Below are 19,467 nucleotides of genomic sequence, written 5' to 3' on the forward strand. Positions count from 1 at the left end.
GCACTGGACCTTCATCCAATTAGTTAACAAATGGTGAAGAAGACGGAAGGGATACTAAGCCCAGCTGCTATTGCTTGGGCTTATTTTGATTTTGGTTCTGTTGCTGATTCTGTGGACGGGGCTGATTTTGATTTTGCTTAGGCTGATTCTGCTGGCGATTCTGATTTTGCCCGCCGCCGCCCTTTTGCTTTTGTTGCTGCTGTTGTTTTTGCTGGTTCTGACCTTGTTGCTTGGCTTGCTGCTTCTGCTGCTGGCCTTGCTGTCCGCCGCCCTGTTTTTGGCGATTTTGATTTTGCTGATTCTGATTTTGTTTTTGTCTTTGTTGCTGCTGATTTTGATTTCTGCCCTGCTGTTGCTGAGGACGCTCCGGACGTTCCGTTTGCGGAGCTCCTTCACTACCAGATTCTGAACCAGAAACACCAGCCGCTGCTGCAGCTGCTTCATCAACCTTAGCATCCAAAAGCATGGTGTCGTTAACCGCTTTGGATTCCATTTGTTTGTTGGTACGGAAACCTCTGATTTTTTTAGTTTGGTTTTCTGCGCGCTCAACCTGCTCAGTCAGATCCACCGTCACGTCGCCAAAACAACGAACCTGACAGCTTAGACGACGACCATCAATAAAGTAACTAGTCCCGATCAGACTTAGCTCGGCCTTACCCGGAGGCAAAACATTGTTGTCGCCTTCCTTGATACGCACACGGCACTCGGCACAGCTTGGTACGCCCTTACAGATCGAACGAATCTCAAGCTGATTTTCCGTCGCAATCTGCAAAAGGGACTTATCAGGAGTTCCCTCAACCTCGATATTTTGCGGAAGAAATTTAATTTTCATACTTAAGATCCTCTATCTGGTTCAATACACCGCACCCCCAAAAGGCACGGCGTACCTTTTAGACCAATTTCACTTTCGCGAATTTGGTTTTGCTGCCTTTAACGACTTTTCCGTCGATATCAGCAGTGGACAGCTTCATTTTAGCGTCCGTGATTTTTTTGCCGTCGATTTGCACGGCGCCACCTTGAACCATGCGCCCACCTTCACTGTTGGAAGCGGCAAAGTTCAATTTCACTAACAACTGAGCAACACCAAGGCCCTCAGCGGGGATAAATATTTTTTCAATCTCAACCACTGGAATATCATCAGGCAAACCTTTGTCGACAAAGATGCGGTTGAATTCATCTTCAGCAGCCTGGGCTGCTTCTGCGGAATGGAAACGTTTAATGATGAACTTCGCAAGCTCCACCTTAACTGTGCGCGGATGTTTCTTCTTATCCGCTACGTCCTGTTGTAACTGCGCAAGCTCTCCAGCTGTGATATCCGTCAATAGCTCATACCAGCGATACATCAGATCGTCAGAGATCTTCATGGTCTTGCCGAACATATCCTTCGGAGTGTCGACTACAGAGATGTAGTTATCCAAAGATTTGGACATCTTATTGACGCCGTCGATACCTTCAAGGATCGGCATCGTCAAAATACACTGAGGTTCCTGACCGTAAGCTGATTGCATCGCACGGCCCACCAAAAGATTGAACTTCTGATCCGTACCACCCAACTCAACATCGGCTTTCAAAGCCACAGAATCGTAACCTTGGGTCAGTGGATACAGGAACTCGTGAATCGCGATCGGCGTTCCGGCACGATAGCGCTTGGTGAAATCATCACGCTCAAGCATTTGCGCCACAGTATATTGGGCTGCCATCTTGATGAATTCACCCGGAGTCATTTTTCCAATCCAGGACGAGTTGTAAACAATCTCGGTCTTGTTCGGATCCAGAATTTTAAAAATCTGCTTCGCGTAAGTGCGACCGTTTTCCTCGATCTCTTCACGGGAAAGAACCGGGCGAGTCGTACTCTTTCCAGTCGGATCACCAATCGTCGCCGTGAAGTCACCGATCAAAAAGATCACGTGATGGCCCAGGTCCTGGAACGTCTTAAGCTTGTTAATAACAACAGTATGTCCAATATGAATATCTGGACGAGTCGGATCTGCCCCCAGCTTAATACGAAGCGGAGTGCCCGTCTCTTTAGAGCGCTTCAGTTTTTTCAACATCTCTTCGTCGTTGATAAACTCAGCCACCCCAAATTTAATTCTCTCAAGCTGTTCTTTAGGATCTAAGAAGCTCATTAGCGTGCATGCTCCACAGATCTTGTTTCACGAACCACAGTTACTTTGATTTGGCCAGCTTGAGGCACTTCGCGTTCGATCTTACGAGCGATATCACGAGACAACATCACAGCTTGGTCATCAGTTACTTTTGCTGATTCAACCAGGACGCGAACGTCTTTACCTGCCTGTAGAGCCAATGTCTTCAACACGCCATCAAAGCTGTTACCGATAGATTCAAGATCTTCCAAACGGTGGATGAAGGAATCCATTTGTGGACGACGCGCGCCCGGACGAGCACTGGACAAGATGTAAGCTGCGTGAACGATCCAAGCCAGGATGGAATGAGGTTTTTCCTCTTCATCATGAGCACGGATCGCGTGGCATACGTCTTCTGATTCATTGTATTTCTTAGCGGCTTCAGCACCAACCAAGGCATAGCTGCCTTCTGCAGTATGATCGATCGCTTTACCGATATTGTGTAGCAAGCCCGCACGACGAGCCAATTTCACACTCACACCCAACTCACCAGCCAGAAGACCTGCGATGTTCGCGACTTCCAGGGATTGGTTCAATGCGTTTTGACCTTGGTAGTTACGGTACTTCAAACCACCGATGATTTTGATCAACTCTGGGTGCATGTTTGCAATACCCAGTTCCATCACGTGGCGTTCGCCCTCTTCTTTGATGGCTTTCATCAATTCGTTACGTTGCTTCTCTACAACTTCTTCGATACGTGCTGGATGCACGCGACCGTCTTCCATCAACTTCTCGATTGTTCTGCGAGCAAGCTCACGACGAACTGGATCGAAACCGGAGATAACTACAGCCTCTGGAGTATCATCGACGATCAAGTCAACGCCACAGTGTGCTTCCAAAGTACGGATGTTACGCCCCTCACGACCGATGATTTTACCTTTCATCTCGTCGTTCGGAAGTGCCAGAACGCTGACTGTTCTTTCAGAAGTGAATTCAGAAGCGAAACGTGACAACGCTGTTGCCAGAATGCGCTTGGCTTTAACTTCAGATTCCTTTTGCGCCTGTTCTTCGATCTGTGTGATTTTCTTAGACGCTTCAATTTTTGCTTCGTCTTCGATCGCTGTTAACAATTGGCGTTTAGCTTCGTCTTGAGACATACCCGCCACAGATTCCAATTTCAGCTTCAAATCGCCAATTTGCGATTCGCCTTTTTTCTCAAGCTCCTTTACACGATTCTCAGAGATCGCGATTTTTTCCTCGCGGTCTTTCAACGTGTTCAGGTAACGTTCATTTTCTTCCATCTTTTGTTTGAACTGTTGTTCGATCTCTTTCAGGCGGCGATCCAATTGAGACTCTTTGTTCTTCAATGTGGAATTTTGCTTATGAATGTCGGCCTCAACATTTTTGCGGGCGCGACCTTCAAAGTCCTTGGAACGCGTCTCAGCGTCTTTCTTGATTTTCGCTGCTTCAGACTTCGCTTTGTTAACAATGCGTTCTGCTTCGATGCGTGCAGACTTCTTGCTGTTGTTGTCCTGGATGCGTTTCACCATGAAAACAGCGATACCGCCCAAAATTAAACAGATAATGCCTGTGATTAAAATTTCCATTTCTTCCTTTTCTCCTCAAAGTTCCTAATGAACTTCGTACTGCTGGCAAACCATAAGGCCCGACTCAGTGATGATATAATCCATCTTCTGGTCATGCTCCTCCATGGGTAGCATCTGCTCTGAAATTTGAAAATCAAAACAGACCCCCACCTTGATCCCTTTAAAGTGAGCGAGGGTTTTGTCATAAAAGCCCTTGCCCTTGCCAAGGCGGTTGCCATTCTTATTAAAAACTAATCCGGGAATCAGCAGGCCGTGAATGCCCTTAAGATCAATGATAGCGGAGTTGGGATCAGGTTCCAAAACGCCAAACGCGCCCTGGCTAAAACCTGATGCAAAACAAAACTCAAGCTCAGTGCCCTTGATACGAGGAAACACCCAATCAATGTGGTCGATCTGAAAGACCTCATCCACACTGGTCTCTTGAGAAAGGGCCCGATACGCCCCCCAACATCCGTTCTGCTTAGACATGAAGTCTTGCAGAAATACATTCAACTGCTGCTGGTTTTGAACAAGACCTTGCGCAAACTCTTGGGCGCAAAGAGATTTATAAAAGGAACGACATTCCTGTTTAGAGCTCCAAGAGGCCATGGACACTCCAAGAGAGTTACAATCAAAGTTAGTTGTTCAAAACCTTGTTGTTCTTGGAATTTTCGAGTTCCAAAGAAAGCTGCATCGTTTTTTCCTCGATTTTATCGAGCTCACGTTGCGCCTTTCTTTTCAAAAGGATGAGTTCTTCTGCAACATTCATCGCTGTCAACACAGCGGCGTTTTGGAAGGAACCGTTTTTAGTAACGGCCATAGCTTGATTCATTTTGTTATTAACAAAGTCGACGAGTTCCTGAACTGTGGCATCGTCATGAGAGGATCTAAGTTTGTACGGGACTCCTGCAATGAGGAAATTGAAGTTCTTTTTCTCAGCAGTCACCGTGTCTCCTCTTTCAATCGCTAATGGGGCTAAACCTTTTAAAACTCTAGATAAAAACCTAGAACAACACTACGAAAATTATAGCTATAACGAGAAGCGGTATTCAACAGTTTATTTCTTGGTGCAAGTGCAAATAATGCCCAGTTGAGGCTCGCTCGCGCAGGACAGGCTGCGCTTTCGTGACGGCCCCTCTAAATTGAACTCAGTCACCTCTCTGAAGTTGCGCTTGTAGGTCGCTGTGATTCCATTCAGCTTCGTGTCAAGATAGGAGTATTCATCACTCTTGATGGTCGCATTCAGCAGGAAGTTGTTGATGATCTCTTGCTTGGGGTTGGTGCGTTGGTTTTTGGTGAGTGCTATATCTGTAAGCACCCCATCCTGAGCTCTTTTTTGCAACGAAAGCTCGGTCTTTTGTTTTTGCCCCGAGCCCACTGTTTTCAGCGTCAATACCATCTGATCCTGATCTGCATCCAAATATCCGATCTTTCTTTGACGCAGCTGCGAGCGAATAGTCACCAACTTTTCATCAGACAATTCCTTCAGCTTGGTCAGATCAACCCTGAAAGCCAAAGACTCATCCTTCAGTTCCGGGAAACACTTGATCAGATTTTCATAGGAAACCGAAACCGGCTTCGCTGATGCTGCTGGCTGAGGTGAACCCATTTGGGCCAGCGCACACACGGACCACAAAAATACAAAAGGGATGATTCTCTTCATCCCTTTATCGAAACACAGAATTTGTGTTTGGCCAATAACTTCTGGTTAGAAGTCGCCGTTGTTCTTTGGATCCAAAAGTGCTGCTTTGATCTTTTCATCCTGCCCGTAGACGTCATCAGCAAAACGAACTTCACCGCGAGGCCCCACCTCCGTAGTCAGGTATTGGATATACACAGTCATTGGGCGCTTCAGAGTTTCAGAGAAGGTCTTGCCCGGAGGCATTTGTGCATTCTGCGGAACCAGGGAGTTGATTTTCGCCAGGGTGTACCCCTTGTCCGCCAGCAAGTACTCTGCAAACTCTTTAGGCTTTTCCAGACGAATACAGCCCGAGCTTCCGTGGCGATTGGTCGTACCAAAAAGATTTCTCTCGTTGGTGTCATGCATGAAGATGGCTTTGTTGTTCTTAACCAATGGGAACTTCACAACACCCAGGGCATTGTTATAGTCAGGCATTTGCACTATCAAATAAGTGCTGACAAAGGACTCATCTGACATGTTTTTGAAATCCACTGTCATCGGATCCACTTCGGTTTTACCTCTTAGTAACTTCATATTGTGCTTACCCAGATAACCCGGATCATTTCTTAAGGTCGGCAATTTGTCTTTAACAGCGATGGAGCTTGGAACAGTCCACGTCGGATTGAAGTTTACATAGCGAATTTCATCAATCATCAGTGGAGTTTGACGAACGTCTTTGCCGTTGATGGTTTTAAATTGCAGCTTCTCCAACTCAGCGGCTGAAAGTCTTTCGTCGTGCAGACGGAACTCAGTCATAGCCAGATTTACGAAGACATAGCGGTCACCCATTTTTCTTGGCAACCAGCGCAGGCGCTCCATATTCACGGACAACTGCTCAATGCGATTTTCAACTGACACATTCAGGTAGCGCAAAACTTTGGAAACATTAGCACCGATGATCCCGTCGTTTTCAAGATCACTCAACTGTTGAAAGCGGCGCAGGGCTTTACCAAAGCTGTCGTCATAGACTCGACTGTTAACGTCACCGACCTCATAACCAAAAAGTTTTAAACGACTTCTAACCTGCGGGATAATTGGATGCTCAACACCCGGAGCGATTTGCACACCTGGAGAAGCAATCTCTGACCAGCCACCGGCTAGTTTCACGCGGCGATAGTAATTCAACAACGTCATCAAACTTTTGTAGTTCGCTGATTCTGGCGCAAAGCGATCCATCAGCTCCTGCAAGCGACCTTCATTGCTGACGGCGTGGTTAAGAGCATTGTAGGTTTTATCGTTGATAGTACGCGGGCCCAGAATGATTTTGTCGTCGATTTTTCGCGGATCAAAGCGGCCTACGAAAATGTGCTGGGTATAGCGCAAGAAAGCTTCTGTTGCCAAAAGTTCAAACCAGATAACATCCTTTGGGGAGACCGTTGCTGTGCGAAGATAGTCTTCCAGTCTGTTGTCCCAGTATCCGCGGGAAACATAGGTCCACTTTTCAACGGTGCCACCATTTTCTTTTACCGCGACTTTTTCCATTGTCGCTGGCAAGCCATGGCGGTACGCCAACAAAAGCATGCGACGCAGTTCTGTAGCAATCGGCGCGGGGCGGCCTTGGAAATTGATCCAGATCGGCTCATAGCCACGCAATGAGTAAAGTTTCTTCATCATGTCAGTGTGAAGAAAAAACTGATAATTCGCCATGCTCCCCAACTGCGAAGCTGGATCCGTTACAGCGGACTTGATCGAAGCTGAATAATTTGGGTAAGTGGCAACCTGAGCATTACTGAACAATGGAAACAAAAGAATGATTCCGATGGCGATCAGTAGTACTTCATTGAAATTGATATATTCTTTAAATTTCATAGGGTGCCTCACTCACCCTCATACATCCAACTTTTATGCCATATAGGCTTGAATCTATTGGGTTTCAGCCCCAAAAACCAGCCCCAGGGACAATACTTGTCAGACAGTGACTGAAAATCACCGTCTCAAATTGAAACGCCGCAGTTTCCAGTCAGAAACTGCGGCGGCCTCAGCACCATGCATTTTGATCTATCTAGTGACGGCGAACTCCCGTTTGCAGGAACCGAACGATATCCACATCCGGAGGATTCGCGACACCCACACCCGGCTTGGGACCAGTCAATTCACCCAAGGAATAGTCCATGCGCGCATCGTACGTGCGATCCGTTTGATAGCGCAACCAGCGTTCCGCAGCATACCATGCACGTTTGTTTTGATTATCACGGCACGAAGCCAGCTCCTGGGAAGTTTTCGCTCCCCAACGAAGTTCCGCGCAGTGATAAGGATCAAAGCTCATGTCAAAAACCCGTTGGCGAGCCTGCTCTAAATTCATCGGAACACTGACACCTGAACTATTTCTGTAAGCAAACTGACAGCTGGTGGCTTCGCGTTGATAGATCGACAGCAAATCTCCACGCAGATTGTTTCCGCGATACACAATTGTCGGATCGCCCACCGAATGCCTTTGCACCATGCTGCGAATTTGAATCAACAGATTTGCAAAAGAAACTTTCAGACGTGCATCCCGGGATGGCGAAGCCCACTGCTCCCACTCGCCCGTGGTTCCATAAATATTGTATGGCAGACGCTCGGGGTGAGGTTTGTTCTGCACTCCGGATTGCACAGCCACATCGACGGCCTGCACGCGATCTTTCAGATTCACACACAAATCACGCACCATCACTTGCATGTCCACCAGTGGATCAATGCGCAGTTCCCCATTGGCCATCATGATCCGCAGGTATTCATAGTAGTCTACATCACGACCGTTGTAGACGAATCTGCCTTTGCTCCACTTGCCATCAGGATCAGGATTTGTCCCAAAGAATTGTTCCAACGAGTAATATGGCAGCGCTGTATTTTTGGCACCCACCACTCGCCCGCCAACATAGGCTCCGGAAGAATCCTGCCTTGCATCCACCAAAGTTAATGGACGGAAGTTTTTAAATCCCGCTCCTTGATACGGATTGCTTCGTTCAAATTTTGGATTATACATCCCCGACGTCAAAGTATTGTCAGGATGCGAATCAATATAATAAACCTGTCCGTCTGCTGTGATTTTGTAAACGACAGCCACATGCCCATTTGGATCATAGATCACTGTCCCCGGGCGCACACTGTAACGAGTCAGTTTCACTGGATAGAAATCCGCATACAACTTTCCGTCTTCAGTTCCCATCATTCGGAAGGTTGCTGAAAGCGTTGAGCTGGTGATCGTGCCATTTAAAAGTGCCACGGCATTTGGATAGCGTGTTGCCAACATTAAGTTTCCGAAATCGTAGTCTTCGATATTTTCGATGAACGCAAAACGCTTGCGACCATTGCCCGCGATAACATCAAAGCGACCGGTCACATAATTTCCTTGTGGCGTATACCGAATGTCACCGGTATTTCCTGCCACGGGACGAGCACTGACCCGGCTTGCCACCGACATCGGCAGTCCATTTTTCCATGCAAAATAGGCCCTTAAGAAATACGGCAGATCCGCGCAATCAGCGTAGTAGACTAATCCTGCGGGGTCTGAAGAATAATACGGGTTGGCATCACTCTTCAGACAGTTTTTCACTGTGTCACACAGACGATTCTCGACGGCAGCACCTAAGCGCGCCACGAATCTGCTAAAGTTTTCCTCGTCTTGGGCTGACCATTGGGTCTTCATCACGCGCCAGTCGGTCCGGGCAAAAGGGTTAAATTGCGCCTGAGATAATGCAGGCAAAATTAGGCAACACAGGCCCAAAATCCATTTCATGAAACCTCCAGCAGTGCCTTGGAGCACTTATTACAATTAAAAAAAATACAAGCGCCCACATACACAGTTTGTGATATATGACGACGCTAGTTTGTAATTAATGCAGGTCATTCGGGGGAGAACAATCCATGAGTTCCAATCTTGGTAAAAATCGCGGCAAATTTGCAATCTCGTTGCTAGTTGCCACTTTGACACTCAACGCATTTGCAATTTCTCAAGCGTCAGCTCAGGTTCAAATTGCTGCTGTTGAAAAAAACCAACTTATCGTTGGGAAAACTTATTACATCGCTGCTGACAATTTGAATCTTCGCAGCTCAAACTCTACAGCTGCTGGAAATATCGTGGGCCAATTGTCCATGAATGATGAAGTGGTTTTGGTAAGCGCCCTTGATGGCAGCACTCCACTTGTTCAGATCAAATTGATCAAATCCAAATCAGTACCAAACGACATCGCACCACAATTGTTTGTTTCCAAGGACTATTTGTCTGACAAACAATACGCTGCACCTATTTTGAAATACTTTGTTATCCAAAACGTGGCGACTGAAAAAACCCGCGTTTACGAACGCTGCACGACTTATCCAGGTTGCCCGCACAAACTTGTGATGGAGTCTGACATGGTTGTGGGCCGTAACGAAGAAGGCACAAAATCCGATCGTTACGCTTACATGACTTGGTTGGGTCACTCCCGTATCGCTTCATGGGTTAAGTTCTATTCTGATGGTATGCAAACATACCCAAGCTGGTACACAGCTGGTCAGGATCTAAAAACAATCCCGAAACCAATTTCAACTAGCTCTTCCCGCGTGATCGGTTCCCGTAAATGGTTGACGGAAAAAAACGGCAAAGACACTGTTTACGGTGCCTTTGGTTGGTTCGCAGCCAAACTTTCACCGGCAGATGATGTTAACGGTGTTAACAGTCAATGGATGCACGGAACTATCGGTTGGGGTGTGGACGGTTCAGATGCGATCGACATCACTCGTGGTCTATTTATGAACATGTTCTCGAATCCAGGCTCACATGGTTGCACTCGCCTGGAAAATCGTGCGATTGCTTACTTGCGTGAAACTTTGCCGGTCGGAACAGATATCTACCGCGTGTATGCACGTGAATCGACGCGCGAACGCCAAGTGATCTTGTCTGACGACACGGTTCTTCCTTTGACTCGCTATAAAGACACTTACAACAATCCTAAACGCTGGGACTACATCCTGCTGACGGATGGAGCGCAAAAATCCGGTGGTTTGAGTGCGGATGCTACAAACATCATCAACAAGTCCATCCCGGTGATTCAAGGTCAAAACTTCCTTGAACAAGGTAACTACATGGTGGATCAATATCCAACAGCGACACCGTTGAATTACAAAAACTCTGCAAGCTCTGGTAAATCCGGTGACCGCTACCGCATTAACTCTGGAAAATCCAAAGATCCATCCAACTTCCGTGGTTACTTCCTGGTTGATGAGGGTCGCTTCATTGACTACCAACATCCAGACGCTCAAGCCGTTAAAGGCAAAATCAAAGTCAGCGGTCTTTTGGATTTCAGAAGCACTGTTCCTGAACATTTAAAAGCTACTGGCTATCACTACCCGCCTAATATAATCTACTAGGGATGAATTTCCCGACTGACATTTGCATGACTGGCGCAACGGGGCTCGTGGGTAACGAGCTCCTTTTGCTTTTAACGAACATCGAACACGTGGGTCACGTGACGGTGCTTTCCCGCAAACCCCTGGGTCGCTTCCCCGCTAAAATTGAAACCGTGGTTTTGGACTTCGACAAGATGTCGAACTACGGCTCTTCATTAAAAGCGCACACATTCGTTTGTTGCCTGGGTACCACGATTAAGGTGGCCGGCAGCCAGGAAGCTTTCCGCAAAGTCGATTATGACTATGTGATGGAGTTTGCGCGAATTGCCGAAAAAGCCCAGGCGCAAAAGTTTATAGTTATCTCTGCCATGGGTGCCGATGCAGATTCTTCGATCTTTTATAACCGCGTAAAAGGCGAAATGGAGCGCGATTTGAGAGCGCTATCCATTCCTCAGATTGAAATCTTCCGCCCGTCCCTGCTGCTTGGGGACCGCAAAGAAAAGCGTGCTGGCGAAGGACTCATGCAAAAATTAAGTCCGGTGATGAATGCTTTGATGATCGGGCCCCTTAAAAAGTACAAAGCCATTGCTGCGACCGATGTGGCAAAAGCAATGGCTCTGTCGATTTTAAATTTTACACCGGGACAATTCATTTACGAATCTGACGAAATTCAAAGAATGTCAGACTCGATCAAATCAGATGTGGGCTTGGAATAAAGAGTCCACGAACTCTTGCGCCGAGAACGTGCGCAAATCCTGAATACGCTCGCCGACGCCGATCAATTTAATTGGAATTTGCAATTCTTGCGCAAGGCCCACAGCCACGCCACCCTTCGCGGTTCCATCCATTTTAGTCAGGACGGCCCCGGTTAGTTCCAAGGTATTGTGGAATTCCTTGGCTTGCATCAATGCATTCTGACCAGAGTTTGCATCCAGTACGATCAAAGTTTCGTGAGGTGCTTCCGGAATGACCTTGGTCATCACGCGTTTCATTTTTTTGATCTCTTCCATCAAGTTCGCTTGAGTGTGCAAGCGACCTGCGGTGTCCACGATGATAACGTCATAGTTCTGGGCTTTGCCTTTAGCAACCGCATCGAAGGCCACGGCACTTGGATCTGTCACACCTTCAGGTGAAAAGATCTCGACCTGGGCGCGATCCGTCCAGACTTTCAACTGACCACCAGCTGCGGCACGGAATGTATCCCCTGCTGCTACCAAAACTTTTTTGCCTTCAACAGCCAATTGCGCAGAGATTTTTCCGATGGAAGTTGTTTTACCAGCACCGTTTACTCCGACGATCATCAAAACCGTAGGGCCCGAGGTCGCAAAATTGATTTTGGAAAGAATGCCGGCCGTGGGAGCTGAGGAATGAGATCCCGCGAAGATATTTTTGATTTCTTCCTTCAAGGCATCACGAACCGTATCGTAGTCAGCGCGCTCTTTACGTGACAGCTTGTCTTGCAAAGCTCCCATCAGGCGTTGCACCGTCGCTGGGCCCAAGTCGCTGGTATAAAGAATCTCTTCGATATCGTCCAAGTGCTGGCTGTTGGAATCGGATTTGAACAAACTGCGGATACGTCCAAAAAGATTTTCTTCAGTTTTTCTTAGTGCATCTGCCAAATCCACGGATGGCAAATCCGACACCACCTGCCCTGTAGAGTCGAGATGCGCAAGGACTGGTTCTTCGACTGCCATTGTTGGCAATTCCATTTTTGGTTCGTGAGTCAGCTCTGTCTTTGCTTCAACTTCTTTATTCTCAGCACGGGATTTCTTAATCACATTAAGAATAATCGCTCCGAAGATCACAAAGAACAGCAAGGCAACTAAGCCCAAAAGAATTTCAATTTGTGATGCATGTCCTGGTGACATAGCTCCTCCTAGGATAGTGGGCAGACAATGAGCGTTTTCTAACTTATTATTCCCACACTGTGAATTCATCTGACCAATAGCCATAAGCGTTACCAACATAACACATGGCGCCAAATAAAAAGGCCACCTCTCTGAGCGACCTTTATTAACAATTATTGAAATTAAATGAACTAGTGTTGAACAACCTGGCGGCGGTCGACTTCTTCTTTATAGAAGTTTTTCTCGAAGCGACGGAAAGACTCCAGTCGGACTTCAGAGCCAAGAATATCTTTCATACGAGTGATGTTCTCTTTCTCAAGAGCATGCATCTTATCAATGCCGTCCTTAACAAAGTCCGGATGGATTTTGTTACGACGATCCTGAAGTTCCTTAACCAGCGCATTGGCCGCGGCAAGAACCTGCAAGGACTTGTCTTCGTCGATACGCCATGTTTTTAGCAGGTACTGGGCAGCTTGCTTGTAAAGGCGCTGCTGGAAATCATTGTCCAGATAGATCTGACTGAAGTTGCTGGTATAAATAACCGCATCTGTATAGGTGTCTTTGATTTCGTCCGTTTGAGGAGGATTAAAGCGACGGCGTTCCAAGTCCTGCGCTCTCGCCACAGCCTCTTGAGCCGCCCGAGTTTGCAGAGGGTTTGAATCCTTGCGAACGATATCAAACACAATCTGGCCCACGAACAACAAAGCAGCCCCCATAGCAAGGCCACTGGTGATCCAGCGAACTTTCTCGTTCTGTCTTTTCTTAACGATGTCAGAAGGCTTGGCAACAGTTTGTGAGTTCTGGGAAATGGAAGACACGCGGCCTTCCACAGCTTCCTGAATCTGCTTTTGCACGTTTTGATTAATCTTGTTCCACTCGTTCACATCCAAAACCTGAACGACCTCTTTTTCGATCGCCATGTGGATGTCTTTGATCATGCCCGCTTTTTTATTCATGATGTCTTCAACCAGATCCTGCTCCATCTTGGAAAGCTTATTGGCCATTTCCAGACGCATTTCTTCCAAACGCTCTTCCTCGCTGCGGGCGATCGAAGATTTTTCTTTTTCAAGTTTTTCGTTCAAAAATATTTTTTGAGCATCAAACTCTTTAAACAGGTGGTTCTTTTTATTTTCGATGTCGGCGACATCGCTTTCAAGATGAGCCTGCTTATTCTGAAGTTTTTTAAGAGTCTCTTCAGTGCTTTGGCTTTTCTTGGTACTGTCCTCGATGGATTTTTGCAAACTTTCAAAGGCAGCCGTCTGCGTCTTCACTTTCTCCTGGATAGCCTGAAGCTCTGCCTGGGACTTGGATTGCATTTCGTTGAATTTCTTCTCTGAAGATTCTTTAAGCTCCGTGGTATCAGCCAGCGTTTTAGACAAAGCCGAACGAGCCGTCTCCAAATCCTCTTTGATCACCGACAGGGCGCTGGAGTTTTTTAGCAGTTCATCCTTAACGGATACCAACTGTTCGTGAGTTTGCTGTGCTTGCATGCGTGCAAACTCGATAATGCGCACGGCTTCTTCCTTGGCGTCGCGGATGGAAGCGGCATTTTCATTCTGTGCGGTAACGCGAGCGTGCTCCAAAGCATCGGTCTTTAATTTTTCTGATTTCAAGGTCGCTTCGGCGATGATCTCTTCCACGTCATTCTTGGCTTTTTGACGAAGGGATTGAACATACATGTCCACTTCTTCGCGAAGCTCCTGTGCCATGTTTCGAGCATCATGCAAAAGCTGATGTCCCTGGCGCTGATAGTCTGCAAGAATAGCATCGGCCTCTTTGTGGGCCTCGCCAATGCGGGTCTGATAAAAGATCTCAGCCTGAGCCTGGGAGTCCCGGGCTTTTTGATAAATGGCCTGTGTGCGTTTTTCAGCCTGCTTTTCGCCTTCAAGGACGATCTGCGCCGCTGCTCGCTTGGCATCGTGAAGAATTTTTTCCGCCTGAAATGGCGCCATGGCTGGAGCTGGCATCGCAACAGTGTCTTCGTGACCGGTTTTTTCTGCTGGAGCTTCACCTGAAACACGGGGTGCTGTTATCACCTGCTCTGGAATTGCTGCCGGAACTTCTTCCGGTTCAAGCTCAGGCATAGGTGGCTGCGCATCTTCGGTTTCCAGGTCAAAAACCAGAATGAAATCGGAACGCCCCAGTTGAATGCGATCATTGCTGCTCACATTTACCGGTGTTCCTTGAACCATTTTATTGCTGTTTAGGAAGGTGCCGTTGGAGGAGTTCTTATCCTCGATGAAGATTTGATTCCAACGGCGACTGACAACAAGGTGCACACGGCTGACGTGTGTATCATTTAGAGACAGGTCACAATCCAAGGAACGACCAATGGTAAAGGAGTCCTTCATCACCTCTTTGGTGATAGCTTGATCCTTCCTGTGGATGGTTACCGTAAACTTTGTCAAATCTAACTAGCTCCTGACCGAGCCCTCTTATTTAGAGGACTAAGCCCCCCGTTGCACCGTAGGCGCCTTGCCGATCTCTTTATTCAGAGCATCTTCGGCCAAAGCTTCAACAGCATCGCGGTGTTCATCAAATGGTTTTTCGTGATCCGGATAATCATTGTTATCGGCACGGTACCACAATTGATCAAGGGCACTTTCGAAACGATCTACCATTGCCACATAAGAGCGGTCCGGGCTGAACATTGTATTCGTAATGTGAGATAGAAGTGAGAACACGATACCCGCAATAGAAGTCCCCATTGCAAAGGAAATCTCATGAAGGAAGCGGTCCATGATGTTCTTAGTTCCCTCAAGGTCCTGCATATTCATGGTACCCAGCTCCTGAAGACCGCCGGCGATACCGATGAAAGTCCCGAGGATCCCCCCGATGACAAACAGACCCGGCAAAAGGCTGATCAGGTCATTCAGACCCGACATTGGGAAAATCCCGAAAACTCGATTAAAGCACGGATTGTGCTGAAACGTCGCTTTCGTGATGTTAATCAATTTCGGAGTGCCTTCAGTCCACTTCAAGAACTTCAATTGCTTCAAAATGTCCTTAACCAACCAGGCACAACCCTGACGAATCAAGAAAACGCGGTCGCTGGTCGCCATTACCGAATCCGGCTTGCGACGTTTCATGCGGTCACGCACCTCGAAGATTTCATAATAGGTTCTTTCCAACATGCGTTTTGAAAGCACATAGAAAGATACGTCTTTCACTTTACCCGGCACTTCCGCATGCATGTAACGATTCACGCGTTTTTCAAACTCGATCGCGAACCATTCATGACGGCGAACTGTGAAATAGATCACGCCGCGGAAAAACAATCCCAACACGAAAACCACCGCCATTGCGTACGGCAATCCCAGGATAAAATATTGAGCTAATGCAGCCTTATTCACGTCCCACCCCTTTTATTTCTTTTGATCCATACTGAAGCGGATAATAACCCGCTGAGCTTTTTTACAGTCATTTTGCTTACAGAACTCAGCAGCAGTTGCTACGCCGCGATTCTGAACCTTCATGACTTCCAGGAAGCTTCGTCCTGAGACCTTCATCAAACCCATCAATTGTTTTTGATGTTCAAAGCGTAAGTTATCTTCATCCAACATATAGTTGAAGATCGACTTCGCACGACGGTAAGAAAGGTCCATGTTATACTTCAAAGCTTCTTTATCACCTGGTTTCGTACTGTTCGGGTCAATGAAGCGACCTTGATAAGTCGGCGACGCGAACCCCACGATCTCAACTGCTGAAACTTTGTCGGAAACTTTTGGATTGCCGAACAATGAACGTGAATAGATCGGCATGGCTTTTTCGATCACACCTTTCATCTCACGTTTCAATCTGTCAGAGTCAGAGTCGAAGTATTGTTGACCGAAGTCCAAAACCACGTCGCCGGTTTGACCGTCAATTTCAGCTTTGATGCCGGCTTTCGCAAATCCTTTGCTGATCTCATTCGCAACAGCTTTACGAGCTTCGATTTCAGCACGAGCTTGAGCCAGTTGCCCTTCAGTTTCGCCAAGTTTGCCCTTCAGGTTTCCAAGCTCACCTTTAAGAGTGCCGACCTGACCTTGTAAATGACCCAGTTGACCTTTTGTCTGACCCAACTCACCTTGAGCGGCAGCCAATTGTCCCGAAGTTTGTGACAATGCACCACGCGTATTGGCCAATTCGCTTTGAGTTTTACCCAACTGACCTTTTGCCTCACCCAGTTGCCCTTGCAGACCACGAGCCTCGCCCTCTTTCTGAGCAAGCAAACCTTTGGTTTTATTCAAGTCAGACTGTGTCTGTCCTAACTGAGCATTGGCTTCCTGCAACTGCGCCTGATACTGGGCGTTTGCATTGCTTAGACCATTGATTTTGGAGTTGGCATCTGCTTTTGCCGCAGCCATTTGCTGTTCGAACTTGGATTTATTCAGTTTGTTTTGCTTGTAAGCATAGCGAAGCTCGTTCATACGACGCTGCAGTGCCTGCTCGGTATCAGCGATTTGCTTTTCACCCTGAGCAATCAACTGCTTTTTTTGCTGGATGTCCTGATTCAAATCCTGGATCTCAGTTTCCTGCTCTGCAATTTCAACGTCTTGATCCTTGATCAAGTCATCACGGTTGATGATTTTTGATTTCGCCATCTTGTTGGCGTTCATCACGTTGCGAACCATTTGTTGATACTTATTAAGAGCCTTGGCTTTCTTGTCGTTTTCCAAAGCCTGTTGCACCAGTTTGTCTTTTTCAGATTTTGCGTCCTCTTGTAAAAGAGTCAGCTTATCCATCAACTCCTGGTATTCCTGAGCTTCGTCCTTTGATGCCTGATTCGCCAAATAATCATTCTTCACCGACTCATACATTTTGAGTTGATGTTGTAACTCTTCGACTTGCATCGTCAGCTTTTGATTCTCGATTTGGCCTCTAAGAGCATCAGTTCCCGTTCTCAGACTTGCCACTACATATAATAGTAGAAAGATTGTACTGAGTCCCAGAAACAAGTCTGAATATGATGTCCAGAAGCTGTCTTCGGAATGGCTACTTTTGTGTTTTTCATAATTGAACGCCATAACAAACACACCCCACCTTGCAGATAAAAGCTTAGCAGGGAGTAAATAAGAGTGGGTGTATCATTTAGAGAAATCACGACCTTTATTGAGGAGAAATTGTCTATTTGTATTCCACCAACTGTGGTCCAGGGCACTATTGTTCGAATTTTCGGCTAATGATTATGCACGTTCGTCCAGTTACGTGAGACTGCCAACAGTTCATTCGTTTCAACAGTTTATGCACGTTTCCCCGGGATTTCATCTCACCAGTGAAAGTTTGTGGAGCGCTTTTGTATTTTACAATCCATCTGCGCAAGCACATGTGAAGGGTTTTTATTTTTCTGCTTTGTCTTTATAGGGGCAATGACGGCAACCCGAGTTGCAGCAATGACCTCTTTTAAGATGATTGAGTTTTGTAAAAACCTGGTAACCCGTCTTGGGGTCAATATAAAAAAGCTTCCCTTGCTTACAGGCTTCTTCGTGCAGTCGTTCAATTTCCTGTTGTTCTTTTTGGGACAGATTCACTGTGAACTAAACTTTTTGAGTCAGATCAGCCAATTTGATTTTGCTGAGATAGGACATGGAATGATTCTCAAGACCGGCAGACACATCACACATGATCTTTTTCATCGCACAGGAAACTGCACACTGTTTCAGTGGCTCTTTGTCAGGCGTGTTCAACAAAGGCTTCCCTGAAACGGCCATGTAGATATCTTTCAAGGTGATCTCTTTGCATTGTTCGTTTAAACGCACTCCGCCCGCTTTACCTTTAAAGCTTTCCACAAGTCCGGCCTCAACCAGCTTTGCCAACAAACGACGAATGACAGTGGGATTTGTGCGAATGCTTGTCGCCAATACCTCGGAGGTCATCAGCTCACCTTTGTGGTAGCTAAGAACCGTCATTATATGGACTGAAACCGAGAATCTTTGATCAAGCATGGTGTCATTATAGCTGATGCCGCAAAAAGAAACAATGGGCAGCATTTAAACCCCCTAAAACATATTGGAATTGCAGGTTTGAGGCGATCTCACGTTAATTGTGCGTTTAATAGTTGCATTTAAATCCGAATGGGTTCATATTGTATCTATGTTGGATACATTTAAAAGGAGTCCGATCTATGGCAAACAAGCAAATTCAAGAAGCTCTCGAGTGGCGTTACGCGGTAAAGAAATTTGATCCCACTAAAAAAATCTCTGAAAAAGATCTGAACACGCTGCTGGAGTCCTTAAAGCTTGCTCCTTCCTCCTATGGAATTCAGCCCTGGAAATTTCTGGTGGTGGAAAATCCAGAGGTGCGGGAAGAATTAAAGCCGGTCTCCTGGAATCAATCCCAAGTCACAGATGCAAGTCATCAAATCGTTCTGCTTTACCGGGACACGATTGATGAAGCATTTGTGCAAAAATACATTGAGCGTATTGCGGAGGTTCGCGGAGTCGATCTGCCCTCTTTGCAAGGGTTCAAAGACATGATGATCAATAACATTGTAAAAGCCCCGGAGGAAAAAATCAGAGTTTGGTCTCAGCGCCAAGCCTATATCGCCATGGGGTTTTTACTGGAAACTGCTGCCCTTCTTAAAATTGATGCAACTCCGATGGAAGGCTTCAGTGCTTCAGACTATGACCGTATCCTGAAACTGGATGGCACAGGGTGGAAATCCATTGCCACCGTAACATTAGGCTATCGTCACTCTGAAGATTCATTTCAAAATCTTAAAAAGGTCCGCTTTGCTGACGATGCACTGATTGAATACGTGAAGTAGACCTCTCTCAAAGAGCTTCGCACCAGTCCTCCGGTGCGGAGCTTTTTCTTTTTTGCTTTTTTAACGGCTCGATCTCCTTTAACCGTGGTGTGAGAGCCCAGAAGACAAGCAAAGCCCCGCAGGAAGTCGGACGCCGCGCGGGGCTTTGTTTGTTTTTTGCCCCGCCACATTGAACTGCATACGCCTTTGAGTGGAAATATTCTGAAACAAAGGA

At 46.7% G+C, this 19,467-nt stretch carries 17 protein-coding genes; 3 read left to right on the forward strand and 14 right to left on the reverse strand.

Going from position 1 to position 19,467, the window contains the following annotated elements; genetic code table 11:
• Positions 1-67: 67 nt before the first annotated feature.
• The 8 genes from ACLVWU_RS13220 to ACLVWU_RS13255 form a co-directional block, all read right to left on the reverse strand.
• Entirely contained in the window at positions 68-832 is a 765-nt protein-coding gene (locus tag ACLVWU_RS13220) for a 2Fe-2S iron-sulfur cluster-binding protein (RefSeq protein WP_413575257.1), read from the reverse strand.
• Between the two features lie 58 nt (positions 833-890).
• Positions 891-2,126 carry a tyrosine--tRNA ligase gene (tyrS, locus tag ACLVWU_RS13225; protein ID WP_413575259.1) on the reverse strand — a complete coding sequence of 412 codons (1,236 nt, stop codon included), beginning with the start codon at positions 2,124-2,126 and terminating at the stop codon, positions 891-893.
• Complete coding sequence (gene rny / locus ACLVWU_RS13230) at positions 2,126-3,691, reverse strand: ribonuclease Y (protein WP_413575260.1); 1,566 nt, start codon at positions 3,689-3,691, stop codon at positions 2,126-2,128. The genes tyrS and rny overlap by 1 nt, the downstream gene beginning before the upstream one ends.
• A gap of 24 nt (positions 3,692-3,715) precedes the next feature.
• Positions 3,716-4,279, reverse strand: coding sequence for a 5-formyltetrahydrofolate cyclo-ligase (locus ACLVWU_RS13235; RefSeq protein WP_413575261.1), 564 nt, complete (start codon positions 4,277-4,279; stop codon positions 3,716-3,718).
• A 28-nt stretch (positions 4,280-4,307) separates the two neighbouring features.
• The gene (locus ACLVWU_RS13240) at positions 4,308-4,616 is read right to left on the reverse strand and encodes a cell division protein ZapA (protein WP_413575262.1); all 309 of its coding nucleotides are present in this window, start codon (positions 4,614-4,616) and stop codon (positions 4,308-4,310) included.
• A 111-nt stretch (positions 4,617-4,727) separates the two neighbouring features.
• The gene (locus tag ACLVWU_RS13245) at positions 4,728-5,333 is read right to left on the reverse strand and encodes a hypothetical protein (protein WP_413575263.1); all 606 of its coding nucleotides are present in this window, start codon (positions 5,331-5,333) and stop codon (positions 4,728-4,730) included.
• A gap of 45 nt (positions 5,334-5,378) precedes the next feature.
• Positions 5,379-7,160, reverse strand: a complete 1,782-nt coding sequence (locus tag ACLVWU_RS13250; protein ID WP_413575264.1) for a L,D-transpeptidase family protein — start codon at positions 7,158-7,160, stop codon at positions 5,379-5,381.
• A gap of 193 nt (positions 7,161-7,353) precedes the next feature.
• Positions 7,354-9,069 (reverse strand): hypothetical protein, encoded by a 1,716-nt coding sequence (locus ACLVWU_RS13255; protein WP_413575266.1) that lies wholly within the window; start codon positions 9,067-9,069, stop codon positions 7,354-7,356.
• A 128-nt stretch (positions 9,070-9,197) separates the two neighbouring features.
• On the opposite strand from ACLVWU_RS13255, the gene ACLVWU_RS13260 reads away from it, so the two are divergent.
• Positions 9,198-10,682, forward strand: a complete 1,485-nt coding sequence (locus ACLVWU_RS13260) for a hypothetical protein (protein WP_413575267.1) — start codon at positions 9,198-9,200, stop codon at positions 10,680-10,682.
• 26 nt (positions 10,683-10,708) lie between these two features.
• Positions 10,709-11,377 (forward strand): NAD(P)H-binding protein, encoded by a 669-nt coding sequence (locus ACLVWU_RS13265; protein WP_413575268.1) that lies wholly within the window; start codon positions 10,709-10,711, stop codon positions 11,375-11,377.
• On the opposite strand, the gene ftsY is transcribed toward ACLVWU_RS13265, so the two are convergent.
• The 6 genes from ftsY to ACLVWU_RS13295 form a co-directional block, all read right to left on the reverse strand.
• The gene (gene ftsY / locus ACLVWU_RS13270) at positions 11,357-12,529 is read right to left on the reverse strand and encodes a signal recognition particle-docking protein FtsY (protein WP_413575270.1); all 1,173 of its coding nucleotides are present in this window, start codon (positions 12,527-12,529) and stop codon (positions 11,357-11,359) included. The two genes, ACLVWU_RS13265 and ftsY, sit on opposite strands and share 21 nt — an antisense overlap.
• Before the next feature lie 170 nt (positions 12,530-12,699).
• A complete protein-coding gene (locus ACLVWU_RS13275) occupies positions 12,700-14,916 on the reverse strand; it encodes an FHA domain-containing protein (protein ID WP_413575271.1) in 2,217 nt (738 codons plus the stop codon).
• A gap of 39 nt (positions 14,917-14,955) precedes the next feature.
• Positions 14,956-15,861: a hypothetical protein gene (locus tag ACLVWU_RS13280; RefSeq protein WP_413575272.1), complete on the reverse strand. Its 906-nt coding sequence runs from the start codon at positions 15,859-15,861 to the stop codon at positions 14,956-14,958.
• 12 nt (positions 15,862-15,873) lie between these two features.
• Positions 15,874-17,403 (reverse strand): microtubule-binding protein, encoded by a 1,530-nt coding sequence (locus ACLVWU_RS13285; RefSeq protein WP_413575273.1) that lies wholly within the window; start codon positions 17,401-17,403, stop codon positions 15,874-15,876.
• A gap of 423 nt (positions 17,404-17,826) precedes the next feature.
• Positions 17,827-18,018 (reverse strand): DUF5522 domain-containing protein, encoded by a 192-nt coding sequence (locus ACLVWU_RS13290; RefSeq protein ID WP_413575274.1) that lies wholly within the window; start codon positions 18,016-18,018, stop codon positions 17,827-17,829.
• Positions 18,019-18,024: 6 nt separating this feature from the next.
• The gene (locus tag ACLVWU_RS13295; protein ID WP_413575275.1) at positions 18,025-18,477 is read right to left on the reverse strand and encodes an RrF2 family transcriptional regulator; all 453 of its coding nucleotides are present in this window, start codon (positions 18,475-18,477) and stop codon (positions 18,025-18,027) included.
• A gap of 134 nt (positions 18,478-18,611) precedes the next feature.
• On the opposite strand from ACLVWU_RS13295, the gene ACLVWU_RS13300 reads away from it, so the two are divergent.
• Positions 18,612-19,253 (forward strand): NAD(P)H-dependent oxidoreductase, encoded by a 642-nt coding sequence (locus ACLVWU_RS13300; protein ID WP_413575276.1) that lies wholly within the window; start codon positions 18,612-18,614, stop codon positions 19,251-19,253.
• Positions 19,254-19,467: the final 214 nt, after the last annotated feature.

The organism is Bdellovibrio sp. HCB290 (assembly GCF_047305925.1).
In the GTDB taxonomy this organism is placed as follows: Bacteria; Bdellovibrionota; Bdellovibrionia; order Bdellovibrionales; family Bdellovibrionaceae; genus Bdellovibrio.

What these genes read in the sequence shown, in the direction of transcription:
- ACLVWU_RS13255 (WP_413575266.1), bottom strand. Translation starts at nt 9,069, where the DNA reads ATGAAATGGATTTTGGGCCTGTGTTGCCTAATTTTGCCTGCATTATCT.
- rny (WP_413575260.1), bottom strand. Translation starts at nt 3,691, where the DNA reads ATGGAAATTTTAATCACAGGCATTATCTGTTTAATTTTGGGCGGTATC.
- ACLVWU_RS13220 (WP_413575257.1), bottom strand. Translation starts at nt 832, where the DNA reads ATGAAAATTAAATTTCTTCCGCAAAATATCGAGGTTGAGGGAACTCCT.
- ACLVWU_RS13260 (WP_413575267.1), top strand. Translation starts at nt 9,198, where the DNA reads ATGAGTTCCAATCTTGGTAAAAATCGCGGCAAATTTGCAATCTCGTTG.
- ACLVWU_RS13300 (WP_413575276.1), top strand. Translation starts at nt 18,612, where the DNA reads ATGGCAAACAAGCAAATTCAAGAAGCTCTCGAGTGGCGTTACGCGGTA.
- ACLVWU_RS13245 (WP_413575263.1), bottom strand. Translation starts at nt 5,333, where the DNA reads ATGAAGAGAATCATCCCTTTTGTATTTTTGTGGTCCGTGTGTGCGCTG.
- tyrS (WP_413575259.1), bottom strand. Translation starts at nt 2,126, where the DNA reads ATGAGCTTCTTAGATCCTAAAGAACAGCTTGAGAGAATTAAATTTGGG.
- ACLVWU_RS13235 (WP_413575261.1), bottom strand. Translation starts at nt 4,279, where the DNA reads ATGGCCTCTTGGAGCTCTAAACAGGAATGTCGTTCCTTTTATAAATCT.
- ftsY (WP_413575270.1), bottom strand. Translation starts at nt 12,529, where the DNA reads ATGTCACCAGGACATGCATCACAAATTGAAATTCTTTTGGGCTTAGTT.
- ACLVWU_RS13250 (WP_413575264.1), bottom strand. Translation starts at nt 7,160, where the DNA reads ATGAAATTTAAAGAATATATCAATTTCAATGAAGTACTACTGATCGCC.
- ACLVWU_RS13265 (WP_413575268.1), top strand. Translation starts at nt 10,709, where the DNA reads ATGACTGGCGCAACGGGGCTCGTGGGTAACGAGCTCCTTTTGCTTTTA.
- ACLVWU_RS13295 (WP_413575275.1), bottom strand. Translation starts at nt 18,477, where the DNA reads ATGCTGCCCATTGTTTCTTTTTGCGGCATCAGCTATAATGACACCATG.